Origin of the sequence: Methylobacterium sp. J-067 (assembly GCF_022829465.1) — a bacterium.
Lineage (GTDB): Bacteria > Pseudomonadota > Alphaproteobacteria > Rhizobiales > Beijerinckiaceae > Methylobacterium > Methylobacterium litchii.
Genome location: NZ_JAKSXZ010000108.1, coordinates 186,858 through 202,249 on the forward strand (window position 1 = coordinate 186,858; position 15,392 = coordinate 202,249).

A 15,392-nucleotide genomic window follows, 5' to 3' on the forward strand; every position below is an offset into this window, starting at 1 on the left:
TCAGACCGAGCCGGTCTCGGCCTCGAATCGCGCGCGGGCGCTCGAGTCCGGCGGCAGCAGCCCGTAGAGGCTCACGCCCTTCTCGGCTTCCCGCTGCAGCCACAGGTCCAGGCGCTGTTGCTCGACGGCTTCCAGGGCGACCTGCTCGGCCATGTCGGGCGGCACGATCACGATGCCGTCCGGCCCGCAGACGACGATGTCGCCAGGATGCACCGCCGCGCCGCCGCAGGCGACCGGCTGCCAGCTTCCGGCCAGGGTGAGACCGCCCGCCGCCGCGCCCTGCGCCGCCCAGATCGGCAGGCCGATCTCCTCCGCCACGGTGGCGTCGGTGACGAGGCCCGCCGCGCCCCGGCTCGACAGGCGCCCGGCGAGGATGGCGCCGAAGGGGAGGTTGCGGCCCGTGCCGGCGGCGTCGATCACCACCACCGCCCCCTCGGGCACCGATTCGATGGCGGTCGCGAGATCGCCGATGCCCTCACCGCGGGCCGGCACCATGCGCAGCGTATGGGCGGGGCCGACGATGGTCGTGCTCGACCGGCGTCCGAGGCCGGCCGGGGCGAAGTCCCGCAGGCCGGCCCGTTCGAGGGCCCGCGCGATGCTCGCCGTGGTGACGGCGCTCAGGGCATCGCGCAGGGTGGGGTCGATGGCCATACGGACGCTCCGGCTCAGGTTTTCCATGGGGGGATGGCGTGACCCCGGCGGCAACGCAAGCGCCGCCGTCGCCGATCCACTGCCTCAGCCGACCGGCTCGGCGAGGGCGCGGGCGGCGCCGGGCCGGGCGGCGATGCGTTCGTACCAGCGGCGCAGGTTCGGGCGGTCCTGCCGTTCGGCCGGCAGGTTCAGCCAGCGATGCGCCGCGCAGCCCAGCGCAATGTCGGCGATGCTGAAGCTCTCGCCCACGGCGTAGTCGCGCCCGGCGAGATGCCCGTCGAGGATCGCCGCATAGACTTCCGACGCCGCGAGCGAGGCAGCGACGAGGGTCCGGTTCGGGTCGGCCGAGCGGAACAATTGCCAGAAGGCATCGCGCATGGCCGGGGTGAAGCTCGTCGCCTGCCAATCGAGCCACTGGTCGATATGGGCGCGCTGGCGCGGGTCGATGGGGGGCGCGAGCGCCGGGCTCAGCGAGGCGACGTAGCGCATGATCGCGTTCGACTCCCACAGGACGAAGCCGTCCTCCTCCAGGGTCGGCACGAGCCCGTTCGGGTTCATGCTGCGATAGGCGGGCTCGCGCACCACGCCGAAGGCACCGCCCGCGTCGAGACGCTCGTAGGCGAGTTCCGCCTCGTCCAGGGCCCAGACGGCCTTCTGTACGTTCACCGAACTCAATCGGCCCCAGAGCCTGCGCATCATCGGGTCTCCTTGGGTGGGTAGGGGTGCGTCCGGCCGGCGGGGTCGGTCACGTCCAGGCCGGTTTCGGTTTCGCTGAGGTAGTTCGGCCCAATCGGCACCTTGCCGTGCCCGCCGGGGATGTCGAGCACGAAGGTCGGCTGCGCGAGACCGGAGAGGCGCCCCCGTAACCCGCGCATCAGCGCCTGCCCCTCCGCGACGCCGGTGCGCAGATGGCCCGTGCCCGGCGCCAAGTCGCCGTGGTGCAGGTAATACGGCTTGATGCGGTTCTCCACGAAGGTCCGCATCAGTGCTTCCAGGGTGGCGGCATCGTCGTTGACGCCGCGCAGCAGCACCGATTGGCTCACCATCGGGATACCGGCCCCGACGAACCGCGCGCAGGCCTCGCGGGCCTGGGGCGTGAACTCGCGGGGGTGGTTGGCATGGAGCGCCACGAACACCGCGCCGCCGAACCCGGACAGGGCCTCGACCACTGCATCGGTCACGAGGGCGGGCTGCACCACCGGCACGCGGGTGTGGAGGCGCAGCACCTTCACATGGGGGATGGCGCCGAGCCGCTGCGCGATCATGCCGAGGCGCCGGGGCGAGAGGGCGAGCGGATCGCCGCCCGTCAGCACGACCTCCCAGATCGCCGGATCGGCCGCGATATAGGCGAAGGCCGCCGCGAACTCGGCCTCGGTGAGGGTGCCGAGCCCGCCCGGGCCAACGCTTTCCCGGCGGAAGCAGAACCGGCAATAGACCGGGCAGACATGGAGCGGCTTCAGCAGCACCCGGTCGGGGTAGCGATGGATCAAGCCCGGGAGCTTTTCGTGGGCGCCGTCGCCGATGGGGTCGGCGCGCTCCTCCGGCGTGGCGTCAAGTTCCTCGGCGCGGGGCACGAATTGGCGGGCGATGGGGTCGGCAGGGTCGGCCGGGTCGATCAGCTCGGCCATGTCGGGGGTGATCGACAGGGCGTAGCGCGCCAGTACCGGCCGCAGCGCCGCCAGCTCGGCCTCCGTAACGAGGCCGGCTTCGGTCAGATGCTCCGGGTGGCGCAGGATGCCGCTCACGGGGCGGTCTCCGCGACGGGCGTCCAGAGGACGTCCTCGATGCGCCCGGCGCCGCAGGCCAGCATGACGAGCCGGTCGAAGCCCAGCGCGATGCCCGAGGCCTCCGGCATCTCCGCGAGGGCGGCAAGGAAATCCTCGTCCACGGGGTAGCGCTCGCCGTAGACGCGCTCCTTCTCGTCCATCTCCGCTTCGAAGCGGCGGCGCTGCTCGGCCGGGTCCGTCAGTTCCCCGAAGGCGTTGGCGAGTTCGACGCCGCAGGCATAGAGCTCGAAGCGCTCAGCCACGCGCGGATCGTGCGGCGCGGGCCGCGCGAGGGCCGCCTCGCTGATGGGGTACTCGCAAAGGATCGTCGGCCGCCCCATGCCGAGATGCGGTTCGACACGCGCCACCAGCACCCGCGAGAACAGGTCGGCAAAGGTGTCGTCCGCCGCCACCCGCAGCCCCGCCGCCGTGACGCCGGCCGCGAGGCGGTCCCGGTCGGTGGCGCCATCGGCAGCGATGCAGGCGAGGAGATCGATGCCGGCATGCCGGTCGAAGGCCTCCGCCAGGGTCAGACGCTCCGGCTCGGCGAAGGGGTCGGCCTCGCGGCCCCGCCATGTGAAGGTCCGCGCTCGGGCCGTTTCGGCGGCGAGCGCCATGAGCGCGGCGGCGTCGCGCATCAGCGTCTCGTAGCCCTCGCCCGCGCGGTACCATTCGAGCATCGTGAATTCGGGATGGTGCAGCGGCCCGCGCTCCCGGTTGCGGAAGACATGGGCGAAGCTGAACAGTCGGGGCTCGCCCGCCGCCAGCAGCTTCTTGCAGGCGAATTCCGGCGAGGTGTGCAGGTGCAGGGCGGTGCGCGCCCCGCTCGCGCCGATGGCCTGCGTTGAGAAGGCCGAGAGATGCGCTTCGTTTCCGGGGGAGACCTGTAGGCAGGCGGCCTCGATCTCAACGAAGTCGCGCTCCTCGAACCACGCGCGAAAGCGGGCGGTGATTCGGTTACGCAGGATCAGACGCGGCCGCCGGTCGGCGTGCCGGGCGGGCATCCACCAGGGGGAGGGGGCGTCAGCCACGATGCGGGCGCTCCGGGTGATGTCGCGTGGCGCCGCTGGCAACCGAACCGCGAATGAGATAGTTGCGGACATCCGCTCGCGGAACTGCGCCCTCCGCGCGCCGCCAGAACCTCGTCAATTTAGGACCATTTCCCGTGAAGGTGATCGCCTCGACGCTCCGCAAGGGCAACGTCGTCGAAAAAGACGGCAAGCTGTATGTGATCCTGTTCGCGGAGAACATCCACCCTGGCAAGGGCACCCCGGTCACGCAGCTCGACATGCGCCGCATCACCGATGGCGTGAAGGTCTCGGAGCGCTACCGCACCACCGAGCAGGTGGAGCGCGCCTTCGTGGAGGATCGCGAGCACACCTTCCTCTACAACGACGGCGAAGGGTTCCACTTCATGAACCCCGAGAACTACGAGCAGATCGCCGTGCCGGAGGACGTGGTGGGCGATTCCGCGCCCTACCTGCAGGAAGGCATGGCGGTGATGCTCTCGGTCCATAACGGCGTACCGCTGACCATCGAGCTGCCCCAGCGCGTGACCCTGGAGGTCACCGAGACCGAGCCGGTGCTCAAGGGCCAGACTGCCTCGTCGTCGTACAAGCCCGCGACGCTCTCGAACGGCGTGCGCACCACGGTGCCGCCGCACATCGCCGCCGGCACCCGCGTCGTGGTGATGACCGCCGACGGCGCCTACGTCGAGCGCGCCAAGGACTAACTCAACGCGCGCCGTCGCCCTCGGCGGCGGCGTAGCAACCCCGCGACAGGGCCTGAGCGCGGGCGCGCTGCTCCACGGTGTAGGGGCGCCCGTCGTCCCGGAACAGATCCTCCCGCAACAGGGCCTCGCCGGTGCAGCGGGCCGCCACCCGGCAGGGGGCGACCTCGCTGCCGCCGCGCGTGCACATGGCGAGGTAATCCGCCCGGAACGCCTTGAGCCCGGCCTTCGGGTTCGGCCCCACGACCTGCGCCAGGCCGAAGGCGAGCCCGAACAGCACCGGCTGGTGGACAAGATAGACCGCGAGGCTGTGCCGCCCGGCGAAGGTCGCGCCCCGGCCGATCACCCCGCGCGGCGCCCAGGCGCCGAGGCGCAAGCGGGCGAGCAAGGGCAGGCCGAGCCGCCCCAGCACGATCCCGACCAGCACCAGCCCGAACCACGGAAACAGCGGCACGTAATCGTTGGTGTGCGGCGTGAGCCGCCCGAGGCCGAGGAACCAGAGGGCGGGGGAATCGAGCCAGTCGGCGTGCACCACGAGGGGCGCGGCCAGGATCGCGGCGGCGGCGGCGAGCGTCACCGGCCAGGGCAGGAATAGGAACGGCAGGCCGAGCACGCTCGACACGGCGATGCAGTGGAGGATTCCGAAGAAGACGTAGGCATCGGGAAAGACGAGGCGCGTCGCGACGGTGACGGCGAGCGCGCCGGCCGCGATGCGCCCGAGACGAAGCAGCGTGGGACGAAGGCGCAGGCCCCGTCCGTTCATCAGCACCAGTCCGACGCCGACGAGGATCAGAAATGAGCCGGCGATCCATTCGGCCGCATGGCGCCCGGTGGGCGTGGCAGCGTAGTTCTCGGCCGTCAGCCGCACGTTGCCGAGGTCCCAGAGCGCATGAAAGCACGCCATGGCGAGCAGGGCGACGGCGCGGGCGGCGTCGATAATGGGCAGCCGCCGTGTGGCGGGGGCGTCGGACGGGGGAAGCGCGACCATGCTCCGCTCAAACCATGGGCGGCGCGTCACCGCCACCGCTTTCATGCTCTCGCAATCGTGAGCCCTTGCGCGCGAAGTCGCGGGCAAGCGCGCTATCTGTTTTCGCGCGGGTTAAAGCGGCAATTGGAGATTGCGTCACTCGACGGGCCGCCGCTCAGCTTGTCCTCGCGCGTGGCTCAAAACTGTTGCGGCCCTGCCGCCCCGCCCAAGATTGCAACCCTGGCAGGCTCGGTTGCCGGTCAAATGGGCTTCCAGCGATTCAGGACTTCGTTAATCTTATCACGTGAGCGCGCACCGCGATTCAGTGTAGGTAGTTTCGGCCATGTCTGACGAACGCGGATCCGGGCCGGAGATCCCCCAGATGCCCGAAGGGCAGGCGGCCGAGCGCGCCGACGAGCCGCTGGACTTGATCGAGGTCTCCGGGCGCATCAAATGGTTCGATGTCTCCAAGGGTTTCGGCTTCATCGTCCCCGATGACGGCTCGCCCGACGTGTTGCTGCACGTCACCTGCCTGCGCCGGGACGGGTTCCAGGCCGCCAGCGAGGGCGCACGCATCGTCGTGGAGGCTGTGCAGCGCCCGCGCGGCTGGCAGGCGTTCCGGGTGGTCTCTCTCGACCAGTCGGCCGCGCTCCACCCGTCCGAACTGCCGATGCCGCGCACCCATGTCACGGTGACGCCGACGAGCGGACTCGAGACGGCGGTGGTGAAGTGGTTCAACCGCCTGCGGGGATTCGGCTTCCTCACGCGGGGCGACGGCACGCCGGACATCTTCGTGCACATGGAGACTCTGCGCCGCTACGGCATCGCGGAATTGAAGCCGGGCGAGTCTGTGCTGGTGCGCTACGGCGACGGCTCGAAGGGTGTGATGGCCGCCGAAGTGCGGCTGCTCGACGGTGGATTGCCCACCTCGCATTGAGTCCACACACGAATCGGTGTCGGGTCAACGCGTCGCGCTCGCGTGAAGGACGCGCTATGTCGGGTGATCCCCCGGCCGCGACGGCCCGTTCCGCGTGAGGCTCGCACCTTGACCTGCGTTTCCCGATCTGCCCGCTTCCTCGCCGCCCTCCTCGTCACCGGCATCGGGCTCGCCCCCGTTGCGAACGGGACCGCGATGGCCCAGACCGTGGTGAAGGCGGCCCCGGTGCCGACCGAGTCGCTGACCATCGCCACGAAGGGCGGCCCGCGCCAATTTTCCGTCGAGGTGATGCGCGACGATGCCGGGCGCAGCCGCGGCCTCATGTTCCGCCGCCACATGGCCCCCGACCACGGCATGCTGTTCGATTTCGAACGCAGCGAGCCCGTGACGATGTGGATGAAGAACACCTATCTCCCCCTCGACATGGTGTTCATCCGCGAGGACGGCACGGTCGCGCGGGTCGCGGCGGACACGGAGCCGCTGTCGACGGCGATCATCCCCTCGAACGGCCCCGTCCTCGCCGTGCTCGAACTCAATGCGGGAACGGCAGCCAAGCTCGGCATCAGGGCCGGCGACAAGGTCCAGCACCCGATGTTCGCCAAGCGCTGACCGCACGAGGCCCCAGCCCCGACGGAGCGAGTACGAACAGGACGAGAACAAGCGCTTGACGCGTGTTGAGTTCCGGTTCAGTGTTCGTGGAACGTTCCATTAACAGTTGGGGCTTCCCGATGAACGGCGCGGTCTCCGTCGAACTCTTCCGCAACGCCGAATGGTCTGTCCAGGAGGACGGGCTGGAGCATCGCGGCACGGGCTATTTCATTGCCCGTGGTGCGGTCGCGGCCCGCCGGGCCGAGCGCCTGTGGGATTGGCCGCTGCAGATGGCCGAGAAGGGCTGGTGCCGGCCGAGCCTGTTCCGGGAGGCGTTCCTCGCCGCCCTCGACCGGTTCGGCATCGAGCGCGACACCGACCTGACCCGCTCCTTCGCCCTCGGCTTCGGTATCCGCGCCGTGGAAGACCGCAGCGCGGACGGCTTCGTGAAGATCTCCGAGGTGCTGCGCCCGCGCGAGGCTCCTCCGGCCGTCGCCCCCGCCCGCCGCGCCGCGCGGAGCTACGCCGCCGTCTGATTTCCTTAGCCTGACAGCAAAAGGCCCCGGCGATTCCCATCGCCGGGGCCTTTGTCGTTGTCTGGACCTGAGGATCAGGCCGCGAGGGCGAGGCGATCCTCGGCGTCGTCCGCCTGGGCGGCCATGAACTGGGCCCGGGCGAGGTCGGCGAAGCGGCCGTCCTGAGCGACGAGGTCGTCGAAGGTGCCGCTCTCCACGATCCGGCCCTCGTGGAAGACGAGGATCCGGTCCGCGTCGCGGATGGTGGCGAGGCGGTGGGCGATCACGAAGGTCGTCCGGCCTTCCATCACCGCTTCGAGGGCGCCCTGGAGCTTGCGCTCGGTGGAAGCGTCCAGCGCCGAGGTGGCCTCGTCCAGGATGAGGATCGGCGGGTTCTTCAAGAGGGCGCGGGCGATGGAGAGCCGCTGGCGCTCGCCGCCGGAGAGCGAGCGACCCCGCTCGCCGATCACCGTGTCGAGGCCGTCCGCCTGGCGGGCCATGAACTCGCCGGCCTGGGCGCGGTCCAGGGCTTCGAGCATCTCGGCATCCGTTGCGTCCGGACGGCCGACCTGCAGGTTCTCGCGGATCGAGCGGGCGAAGAGCATCGGCTCCTGGAACACCACGCCGATGTTATGGCGCAGCGACGAGAGGGCGACGTCGCGCACGTCCAGCCCATCGATGCGGATCGCGCCGGCGGCGGGGTCGAAGCTGCGGTGCAGGAGGCCGAGCGTGGTCGACTTGCCGGAGCCGGTGGTGCCGACCAGCGCGATGGTCTCGCCCGGCTTGGCCGAGAAGGACACGCCGTCCAGCGCCTTGCGGCGGCCGTCATAGGTGAAGCCGACCTCGTCGAAGGTGACTTCGCCCTCGAAGCGGGCGACGTGCTTGGCGTGCGGCCGGTCGGCCACGGACGGCACCGTGTCGTAGATCGCGAAGAACTCGGCGATCTTCGGCGCCTGCTGGAACAGGCCGTTCACGAAGCCGACCACATGGTCGAGGCGCGAGACCAGGGCAGTGGCGAGGCTCATGAAGGCCACGACCTCACCGACCGTGGTGGTGCCGGCCTGATAGAGCGAGATGCCGGTCACGAAGATCGCGGTCATGGTGATCGTCGCCGAGGCGCGGGTCGCGACGTTGGCGAGCGCCCACCAGGACAGAACCGGAATCTGCGCGGCGAGAAGCTTGGCGATGATGTCGCGCATCGCGTCCTTCTCGGCCTTGGCGCGGGTGAAGGACTGGATCACCGCGACGTTGCCGAGCGCATCCGAGGCGTGGGCGGCGAGGCCGGAGTTGAAATGCTCCACCTGACCCTGAAGGGTCTCGGTGCGGCGCATGACGAAGGTGGTCAGGGCCGTGAAGGCGAGGACCAGCACCACGAGGATCGAGCCGAGCTGCCAGTTGATGAACAGGGTCATCGGCAGGAGCACGCCGAGGGAGACGAGCGCGACGAGGTGGTCGCGGAAGAAGCCGAGCCACAGCCACGCCATGCCGTTCGTGCCTTCCAGCATCGCCTTCAGGACGCGGCCGGAATGGTTGGCCGAGTGAAAGGCCAGCGGCAGATCGAGGACGTGCTCGAAATAGGCCGCCATGCTGGACAGGCGGTTGCGGTGGGAGAGCCGGTCGGAATGCAGGGCGATGAACACCCCGGCGCCGATGGTAAAGAATCCGAAACCAACCCAGGCCAGGATCAATGGCAGCATCTGGGTCATGGCGTTGCCGCCGCGTTTCAGGTGCGTGAGCCCATCGATGATGCGGCCCATCAGCAGCGGTTCGGCGAAGGCCGCCACCGCCAACAACACGTTGGCGAGCGCGAGCGAAATCGCGAGCCCCCGCTCGGCCTTCAGGAAACCCAGAACCCGTCCGTAAAGACGAACCATCGTACCGCTCCGCCGCCGGCCCCGGCCTGTTCAGGCTCGAAGCCGCCCCTCTCGTCATTGTGCAGGGGCATTGCCCCTTGTGACGAGTTGCTTATGCCCTTTCCCGGCTGAACGGGCGATGACGCGATGTGACAGGATCCGCGACCTTTACGCTTCATTCAGCACGTCGGCCTAACGCTTCCCGCCTGTCCGCCGCGATCCCGATCCGGCCGACCGTGGAAAACGCGCCGGGCCACAACTCATGGATCTCGCTACCGCACTGGGGCTCCTGTCCGGCGTCGGCGTCGTCATCGGCCTGATCATGCTCGATGGCGGGCATTTCGGTGCCTACGTCTCGGAGCACGCCCTCGTGGTGGTGTTCGGCGGCGCCACCGCCGCGACCATGATCCGCTTTCCCTTCTCCACCATCATGCACGGCATCCCGATGGGCCTGCGGTTCGCGTTCATGACGCGCTCCGTGAAGCCGATGGACCTGATCGAGGAGCTGACCCGGATCGCCGACGTGGTGCGCAAGTCGGGACCGATGGCCCTGGAGAACATGGAGATTTCCGACCCGTTCCTCGCCCAGGGCGCCCGCTACATCGCCGACGGCTACGACCGGGAGTTCATCCGCGACACGATGGAGCGGGACCGCGACAACTTCCTGCTGCACCTCGACGAGGGCTCGAAGGTGTATCGCGCCTACGGCGACTGTGCGCCGGCATGGGGCATGATCGGCACCATCCTCGGCATGGTTGCGATGTTCGCCAACATGTCCGATCCGTCCAAGCTCGGCCCGGCCATGGCGACGGCCCTGCTCGCCACCCTCTACGGCGCCGTGATCGCCAACCTGATCACCCTGCCGCTGGCCGACAAGCTGCACGTCAAGCTGGAGGAGGAGGACGTCTCCCGCTCCCTCATCATCGACGGCATCCTGCTGATTCGCGACCAGAAGAGCGCGACGCTGGTGCGCGAGATGCTGGTCGCCTACCTGCCGCACAACAATCGCGAAGCGCTGCTGGAGGCGGCGGCCTGACATGGCGAGGCGGAAACGCGGTGGAGCGCATGGCGGCCACGGCTGGTTCGTCACCTTCGCCGACCTGATGGCGCTCCTCATGAGCTTCTTCGTGATGGTCGCCGCCTACTCGACGCAGGATCAGAAGAAGCTGCAACTCGTCGCAGGCTCGATGCGCGACGCCTTCGGCGTCTCCAAGGATTCGAAGTTCGCCGGCATCACCGAGTCGGACGGCATCCCGGCCGCGGACCGCCTGAAGAACCTGCGCGATATCCCGCCGGAGAAGGCGACCGACCGCACCACGCCGCCGGCCATCGACAAGAGCGCCGACGACGGCATGCGCGACAAGGGCCAAGCCGAGAATTTCGGCCTCGCCGCCGCCTCCCTGCGGCAGGCGCTTCAGGACATGCCGGACTTCGCGGAGATCTCGAAGAACGTCGTGATCGCCCGCACCGAGAAGGGGCTCGACGTCTCGATCGTGGATCAGGACGGGCGCTCGATGTTCCCGGAAGGGTCGAGCCGGCCGAACGACCGCACGCGGCGGCTCATCGAAAAGCTCGCCCCCGCCCTCCGGCAGATGCCGAACCGCATCGTCGTCACCGGTTACACCGCCACCGACCGGCCGGGTCGCCGTCCGCCCGCGCCCCCGTGGGAATTGTCCGCCGGCCGGGCGATCAGCGTCCGGGAGATCCTGGCCAGCGCCGGCGTGCCCGACGACCGCTTCAGCACGGTGGCCGGGAAGGCCGACACCGAGCCGCTGTTCCCGGACGATCCCTACATGCCCGCCAACCGCCGGGTGACGGTGACGCTCCTGAAGGAAGCGCCCCCGACCCCAATGATCAAGGGCATCCCGTGATCCGCCTCAGCGCGCGGTGAGCAGCGCCCAGTACACCTTGTACTTGGAGCCCGACGCGTAGGCCGTGGCGATGCCCATGCGGCTCGCCTGCGAATCGAGCATCGTCGCGTTGTGGGGCGGGCTGTCCCGCCAGCCGGAGAAGGCTTCCGCCAAGGTGTGATAGCCGGCCGAGAGGTTGGCGTTCACGTCCGAATAGCCGAGCCGCGTAACCGCCGCCTTCACCGTCTGCGCCTTGCTCGGCCGGTCGGCCGCCGCCATGGCCGCCACCTCGGTCTCCGCGAGCTTCTGCAATTCGGGATCGACGGTGAGCGGTCCCGCACCGTGGTTGCGGCGGTAGGACGAGATCATGTCCCGGGCGGTCTCGGTATCGACCTGCGCCGTGTTCGAGGCGAGCGGCAGGTAGATAGCGGGCACGGCGCTCGTCGCGGGGGCGTTCGCACTGCAGGCACCGAGCAGCGCCGCCGCCGCCAGTGCGGCGAAGCCGATAACCGTTTTCCGTCCGCCCGACCCGTTCACGTCCGTCATCCCCGCATCTTCGCCGTCGAACGCGGCATATAATGATCGCATCCAGAATGCGCATCGGTGGGAAAGGGTGACCGGACGTTTACCGATCGCAGGCATTCTGGTTGCGCACGAGACGAATGCGGGGCGATGTCAGAATCCGCCGGCCCTTCCCCCTCGCTCCCGGACGGTGACGACGCCGTCACGCGATACGCGATTCAGGCTGCGATCATCCGGGCGCAGGCCGCCCTGCTGAAGCGGCAGGAGGGGATGCTGCGCCAAGCCGACCTGCCCGGCGGCGTCGGCCTGTGGTCGTGCCGCCTGCGTGACGAGGCGCTGGACTGGTCGGGCAACAGCTTCGACATCTTCGGCCTGCCCCGCGGGTCGTCCCTGTCCCGCCCGCGCGTGTTGCAGATGTACGAGGCGGCCTCGCTGAAGCTGCTGAACGTCTTGCGCAGCAAGGCCCTGTCCCGGCTGCAGAATTTCGAGTTCGACAGCGAGATCGTGACGCCAGGGGGCGAGCGGCGATGGCTGCGGACGCGGGCAGGCATCGAGACCCGGGACGGCGTGCCCCATCGCCTATTCGGCACCCATCAGGACGTCAGCGCCGACATCGCGCGCCTCGCCGCGCTTCACCGCAGCGCCGACCTCGACCCGCTCACCGGACTCGCGAACCGGCGGGCCTTCGAGCGCTGCTTCGGCGAGCCGGAGGCCTCCGGCGGGCTTCCCACGGGCGCGCTGATCCTCATCGACCTCGATGGGTTCAAGGCCATCAACGACATCCATGGCCATGTGGCGGGGGATGCCTGCCTGAAGCGCGCTGCGGCGCGGCTGGCGCGGATCTGCAAGGGGGCGGACCTCGTGGCGCGGCTCGGCGGCGACGAGTTCGCCGTTCTGATCCCGCGCCCGGCCGATCCCGTCGCCCTGCGCGCCCTGGGCGCCACCATCGTCGCCGGCCTCGGGCGGCCCTTCGCCCATGCCGGCCTTCTCCTGAGGGTCGGCGCCTCCGTGGGCATCGCCCGTGCGGAGGCGGACACGACGCCGGGCCTCTTTGCCCGCGCCGACGCCGCGCTCTATGCCGCCAAGGAATCCGGCCGCAACACGGCCGTGCTCGACCACGACGGGGCCGAGAGGCCGCGTGCGGCGCGCAAGCCCGCCTAGAGCGGCGCCGTCGCGGTCTTCTCCGGCACTGGCGGGGCCTTCTCCGTCTCCTGGGTCGGGCGCACGAAGGTCTTGGCGATCTCGCCCATCGCGTTCTGCATCCCGTCGAGCCCCTGGATCGTGACGATGCTCGATCCCGGCCCCATCGGCGGGATCAGACCCTCCTCGGTGAGCGTCCGGAACACCGCGAAGTTCAGGTCCGTCTGCACCTTGAGACCGAGGGACACGTCGCTGATCCAGGCGAGCAGCTCGAATTCGAGGAACGTGTCGCCGATCTTGCGGAACACCACGCGCGGCGGCGGGTCGCGCACCACGTTGGGATGCGCGTCGGCGCAGCCTGTGATCAATTCGGCCGCCTTCACCGGGTCCTGGTTCCGCAGAACGTTGACCGTGAGCGAGAGCCGGCCCGTCCGGTCGCCGCGCACCCGGTTCTTCACGATGCCCGAGATGAGGTTCGAGTTCGGCACGATCACCGCCGAGCGGTCGAAGGTCTGGATCTCGGTGGAGCGCACGGAGATGCGCTTCACGATGCCCTCGGAATCGCCGATCACCACCTGATCGCCGACGCGGATCGGCCGCTCCCAGAGCAGGAGCAGGCCCGAGACGAAGTTGTTGACGATGGATTGCAGGCCGAAACCGATACCGACCGAGAGCGCGCCGGCCACGATGGTGATCTTCTCCAGGCTCAGGCCGAGATACGAGAAGGCCAGGGCCAGCGAGAGCAGGAAGCCGCAATAGCCGGCCACCGTCGAAATCGAGTTGCGCAGGCCCGCATCGAGGTCCGTCGCCGGCAGGTAGGTCTGATCGAGCCAGCGCTGGATCGCGCGGGTGACGATCACGCCGATCGCCAGCACCCCGATCCCCAGCACGATGGAGGACAGGGAGATCGTCACCCCGCCGACCTGGAAGCCGAAGAAGGCCGAGCGCATCGAGGCGGTGATGTCGGTGGAATCGAGGCCCCAGGGGGCCAGGATCAGCAGCGCCGCCACGAGGATCAGCACCACGCGGGCGGCGCCCGTCGCCAATACCGAGATCTGATTCAGCGAGCGTTTGCGCAGGCCGGTATTGGCCTGCAACGCCGTGGCGAGGCGGCTCTCGTCGGTGAGGGCCTTGCCGAGGAACGTGTCGACGCTCTGCACCAGCAGGTACAGCAACACGAGGATGCAGGTCGCCCAGATCAACTGGTCGGTGAGGAAGGTCGCCAGCGCGACGTAGCCGCCGAGCGCCGCGAACCCGATCACCACCACCGCGATCCAGCCGACGAGGCGGGCCGGGCCGCCGATGCCGGTGGTAGTCTTGGTGGGGACGTAGGGGCCGAAACATGCCTCCTCCTCCTGCTCCGTGTCCGCGAAGCGATGCAGGCCGATGGCGAGGATCAGCGAGGTCGCCGCCGCGCCGAGGCCGCGCGTGGCGATGGAGATGGTGAGCGCGGCCGAGATGCCGGAATTCAGCGCCTCCACGGATTTCACCACCGTCGCGATGGTGGCGATGCTGACCGCGAGGAGCTTCAGGCGGGTCGCGGCGGAATCGCTCACCGGGGCCGGGCGCCAGGCCGGCTTGTCCGGGCTGAGCAGGCCGTCGCACAGGGCCTCGACGGCGGCGATGAAGGCGAGCCCGCCGAGGATCGCGCCGGCTACCGGCAGGAGGCGCGAGGGGAGCAGGTTGGTCTCATCGAGGGCGTAGAACACCGCGTAGGAGCCCGCCACCGCCGGCACCGTGCCGACGAGGATGACCCGCCACGCCCCCATCAGCGTCGCCCGGCGGGAGGGTTCGGTCTTGTTTTCGTCGCGGCGGGCGGCGCGCGGCGCGATGTTGCGGCGGCCGAAATACAGCGCCACCGACACGCCGAAGGCGAGGCCGAGGAGCAGCAGGTTGCCGATGCTGCCGTTGCGCGCGAACAGCACGCCGATATCCGCCAGCGCGCTCTGCAGCGAGCGCATGTCGCGCGGCAGGTCGGCGACGACCTTCTCCCATAGGCTCGGGCTGATGAGCGGGTGGGTGCGCTGGAACAGGTCGCGGGTGAAGGAGGCCCGGCGGCGGTTCGAGACGCGGTCCACGAGCTGGTCGCCCTGCACCACCAGGGAGCGGGCGAGCCGCTGCGTCTCGTCGATGCGGGTGACGGCGGCTTCGCGCTCGGCGCGCTGCTGCGCGACGTCGGGGCTCTCCTCGCCCTCCTTCGGCTTGGGGCCGAGCTGCGACAGGCGCTCCCGCGCGGCGGCCAGCGGATCGTCCAGCCGGCTGACGATGGCGCGCACCTCGTCCGTCACGGTGGTGACGGATTCCCGGATCGTAGAAAGGTCGGCGGCGGAGACGTCGGTGTGGCCGAGCTCCTTCTCGCGCTTGTCGAGCTCGGCCTTGGCCTCGTCGAGCTTGGCGCGGACGGCCTTGAACTGCTCCGGCGGCTCTATTTGCGCGATGGCGGGTTTGGCCTCCGGCTTCTTCGCCTCGCCAGGCTTCGCGGGCGGCTGGGCGGCGGGGGCCTGCGTCGCGGCAGCCGGCGGGGCCTGCGGGGCCGGGTTCTGAGCGGACGCGGGGAGGGGAGAGGCAAGGCACAGGGCCGTCCCGAGGGCGGCCAGTATCGCGAGCGGCGTGGTGCGGAGCCGGCGCGGGCCGTGCGGCGTGGTCACGCGCACTGGCGAAAACAGCATAGGCAAACCTCTCGACGGGTGGCCAGGACGGCGCCGGGATGCGGGGCCTCCGGCGATTCGCGGGCGAGTCGCGGCGGGTGGGCCGCGCGGGGCGGCCGTTTCGCCAGACGAATAAGGCCAAAGCGTGCGTGACCCAACCCTCGGAGCTCCATTGGACCGCCGGAGCCGCGAAAACCGTAATCGGATGTGGGTGCGTCCCTGCGGA

At 69.7% G+C, this 15,392-nt stretch carries 15 protein-coding genes; 7 read left to right on the plus strand and 8 right to left on the minus strand.

Translation table 11 applies throughout. The features are described from left to right. From MKK52_RS14840 to epmA, 4 genes are all read right to left on the minus strand, one after another. Entirely contained in the window at positions 1–651 is a 651-nt protein-coding gene (locus tag MKK52_RS14840; protein ID WP_243955038.1) for a dimethylmenaquinone methyltransferase, read from the minus strand. Between the two features lie 84 nt (positions 652–735). Beyond that, positions 736–1,347 carry a glutathione S-transferase family protein gene (locus tag MKK52_RS14845; RefSeq protein ID WP_243955121.1) on the minus strand — a complete coding sequence of 204 codons (612 nt, stop codon included), beginning with the start codon at positions 1,345–1,347 and terminating at the stop codon, positions 736–738. Beyond that, complete coding sequence (locus MKK52_RS14850) at positions 1,347–2,396, minus strand: lysine-2,3-aminomutase-like protein (RefSeq protein ID WP_243955039.1); 1,050 nt, start codon at positions 2,394–2,396, stop codon at positions 1,347–1,349. The genes MKK52_RS14845 and MKK52_RS14850 overlap by 1 nt, the downstream gene beginning before the upstream one ends. Continuing rightward, positions 2,393–3,421 (minus strand): EF-P lysine aminoacylase EpmA, encoded by a 1,029-nt coding sequence (gene epmA, locus MKK52_RS14855; RefSeq protein ID WP_279597853.1) that lies wholly within the window; start codon positions 3,419–3,421, stop codon positions 2,393–2,395. The genes MKK52_RS14850 and epmA overlap by 4 nt, the downstream gene beginning before the upstream one ends. 161 nt (positions 3,422–3,582) lie before the next feature. Between epmA and efp the strand changes: the two genes are divergently transcribed. Beyond that, positions 3,583–4,149, plus strand: a complete 567-nt coding sequence (gene efp / locus MKK52_RS14860) for an elongation factor P (RefSeq protein ID WP_243955042.1) — start codon at positions 3,583–3,585, stop codon at positions 4,147–4,149. A 1-nt stretch (position 4,150) separates the two neighbouring features. Here efp and MKK52_RS14865 read toward each other — a convergent pair whose 3' ends face one another. Continuing rightward, on the minus strand, positions 4,151–5,134 hold the full coding sequence (locus tag MKK52_RS14865) for a heparan-alpha-glucosaminide N-acetyltransferase (RefSeq protein WP_243955045.1): 984 nt from the start codon (positions 5,132–5,134) through the stop codon (positions 4,151–4,153). Between the two features lie 361 nt (positions 5,135–5,495). Between MKK52_RS14865 and MKK52_RS14870 the strand changes: the two genes are divergently transcribed. The 3 genes from MKK52_RS14870 (at position 5,496) to MKK52_RS14880 (ending at position 7,174) form a co-directional block, all read left to right on the plus strand. Beyond that, entirely contained in the window at positions 5,496–6,050 is a 555-nt protein-coding gene (locus tag MKK52_RS14870; RefSeq protein ID WP_243955047.1) for a cold-shock protein, read from the plus strand. 195 nt (positions 6,051–6,245) lie between these two features. Further along, positions 6,246–6,659 carry a DUF192 domain-containing protein gene (locus MKK52_RS14875; RefSeq protein WP_409564676.1) on the plus strand — a complete coding sequence of 138 codons (414 nt, stop codon included), beginning with the start codon at positions 6,246–6,248 and terminating at the stop codon, positions 6,657–6,659. Between the two features lie 86 nt (positions 6,660–6,745). Beyond that, positions 6,746–7,174, plus strand: a complete 429-nt coding sequence (locus MKK52_RS14880; protein WP_243955049.1) for a hypothetical protein — start codon at positions 6,746–6,748, stop codon at positions 7,172–7,174. Between the two features lie 74 nt (positions 7,175–7,248). Here MKK52_RS14880 and MKK52_RS14885 read toward each other — a convergent pair whose 3' ends face one another. Beyond that, positions 7,249–9,027 (minus strand): glucan ABC transporter ATP-binding protein/ permease, encoded by a 1,779-nt coding sequence (locus tag MKK52_RS14885; protein ID WP_243955051.1) that lies wholly within the window; start codon positions 9,025–9,027, stop codon positions 7,249–7,251. 241 nt (positions 9,028–9,268) lie between these two features. On the opposite strand from MKK52_RS14885, the gene MKK52_RS14890 reads away from it, so the two are divergent. Together MKK52_RS14890 and MKK52_RS14895 are read left to right on the plus strand one after the other, a co-directional pair. Then, on the plus strand, positions 9,269–10,042 hold the full coding sequence (locus MKK52_RS14890) for a motility protein A (RefSeq protein ID WP_243955053.1): 774 nt from the start codon (positions 9,269–9,271) through the stop codon (positions 10,040–10,042). 1 nt (position 10,043) lies between these two features. After that, complete coding sequence (locus tag MKK52_RS14895; RefSeq protein WP_243955055.1) at positions 10,044–10,877, plus strand: flagellar motor protein MotB; 834 nt, start codon at positions 10,044–10,046, stop codon at positions 10,875–10,877. A 6-nt stretch (positions 10,878–10,883) separates the two neighbouring features. Here the strand turns inward: MKK52_RS14895 and MKK52_RS14900 are convergent, their stop codons facing one another. Further along, a complete protein-coding gene (locus tag MKK52_RS14900; protein ID WP_243955057.1) occupies positions 10,884–11,402 on the minus strand; it encodes a CAP domain-containing protein in 519 nt (172 codons plus the stop codon). A 126-nt stretch (positions 11,403–11,528) separates the two neighbouring features. On the opposite strand from MKK52_RS14900, the gene MKK52_RS14905 reads away from it, so the two are divergent. Further along, entirely contained in the window at positions 11,529–12,539 is a 1,011-nt protein-coding gene (locus MKK52_RS14905; protein WP_243955059.1) for a sensor domain-containing diguanylate cyclase, read from the plus strand. On the opposite strand, the gene MKK52_RS14910 is transcribed toward MKK52_RS14905, so the two are convergent. Then, positions 12,536–15,187 carry a DUF3772 domain-containing protein gene (locus tag MKK52_RS14910; RefSeq protein WP_243955061.1) on the minus strand — a complete coding sequence of 884 codons (2,652 nt, stop codon included), beginning with the start codon at positions 15,185–15,187 and terminating at the stop codon, positions 12,536–12,538. The genes MKK52_RS14905 and MKK52_RS14910 overlap by 4 nt on opposite strands. Positions 15,188–15,392 lie beyond the last annotated feature (205 nt).

Coding starts and splice junctions, on each gene's coding strand:
- MKK52_RS14865 (WP_243955045.1), bottom strand. CDS start 5,134: ATGGTCGCGCTTCCCCCGTCCGACGCCCCCGCCACACGGCGGCTGCCC.
- MKK52_RS14875 (WP_409564676.1), top strand. CDS start 6,246: ATGGCCCAGACCGTGGTGAAGGCGGCCCCGGTGCCGACCGAGTCGCTG.
- MKK52_RS14910 (WP_243955061.1), bottom strand. CDS start 15,187: ATGCTGTTTTCGCCAGTGCGCGTGACCACGCCGCACGGCCCGCGCCGG.
- MKK52_RS14895 (WP_243955055.1), top strand. CDS start 10,044: ATGGCGAGGCGGAAACGCGGTGGAGCGCATGGCGGCCACGGCTGGTTC.
- MKK52_RS14900 (WP_243955057.1), bottom strand. CDS start 11,402: ATGACGGACGTGAACGGGTCGGGCGGACGGAAAACGGTTATCGGCTTC.
- MKK52_RS14840 (WP_243955038.1), bottom strand. CDS start 651: ATGGCCATCGACCCCACCCTGCGCGATGCCCTGAGCGCCGTCACCACG.
- MKK52_RS14885 (WP_243955051.1), bottom strand. CDS start 9,027: ATGGTTCGTCTTTACGGACGGGTTCTGGGTTTCCTGAAGGCCGAGCGG.
- MKK52_RS14890 (WP_243955053.1), top strand. CDS start 9,269: ATGGATCTCGCTACCGCACTGGGGCTCCTGTCCGGCGTCGGCGTCGTC.
- MKK52_RS14905 (WP_243955059.1), top strand. CDS start 11,529: ATGTCAGAATCCGCCGGCCCTTCCCCCTCGCTCCCGGACGGTGACGAC.
- epmA (WP_279597853.1), bottom strand. CDS start 3,421: ATGCCCGCCCGGCACGCCGACCGGCGGCCGCGTCTGATCCTGCGTAAC.
- MKK52_RS14870 (WP_243955047.1), top strand. CDS start 5,496: ATGCCCGAAGGGCAGGCGGCCGAGCGCGCCGACGAGCCGCTGGACTTG.
- MKK52_RS14845 (WP_243955121.1), bottom strand. CDS start 1,347: ATGCGCAGGCTCTGGGGCCGATTGAGTTCGGTGAACGTACAGAAGGCC.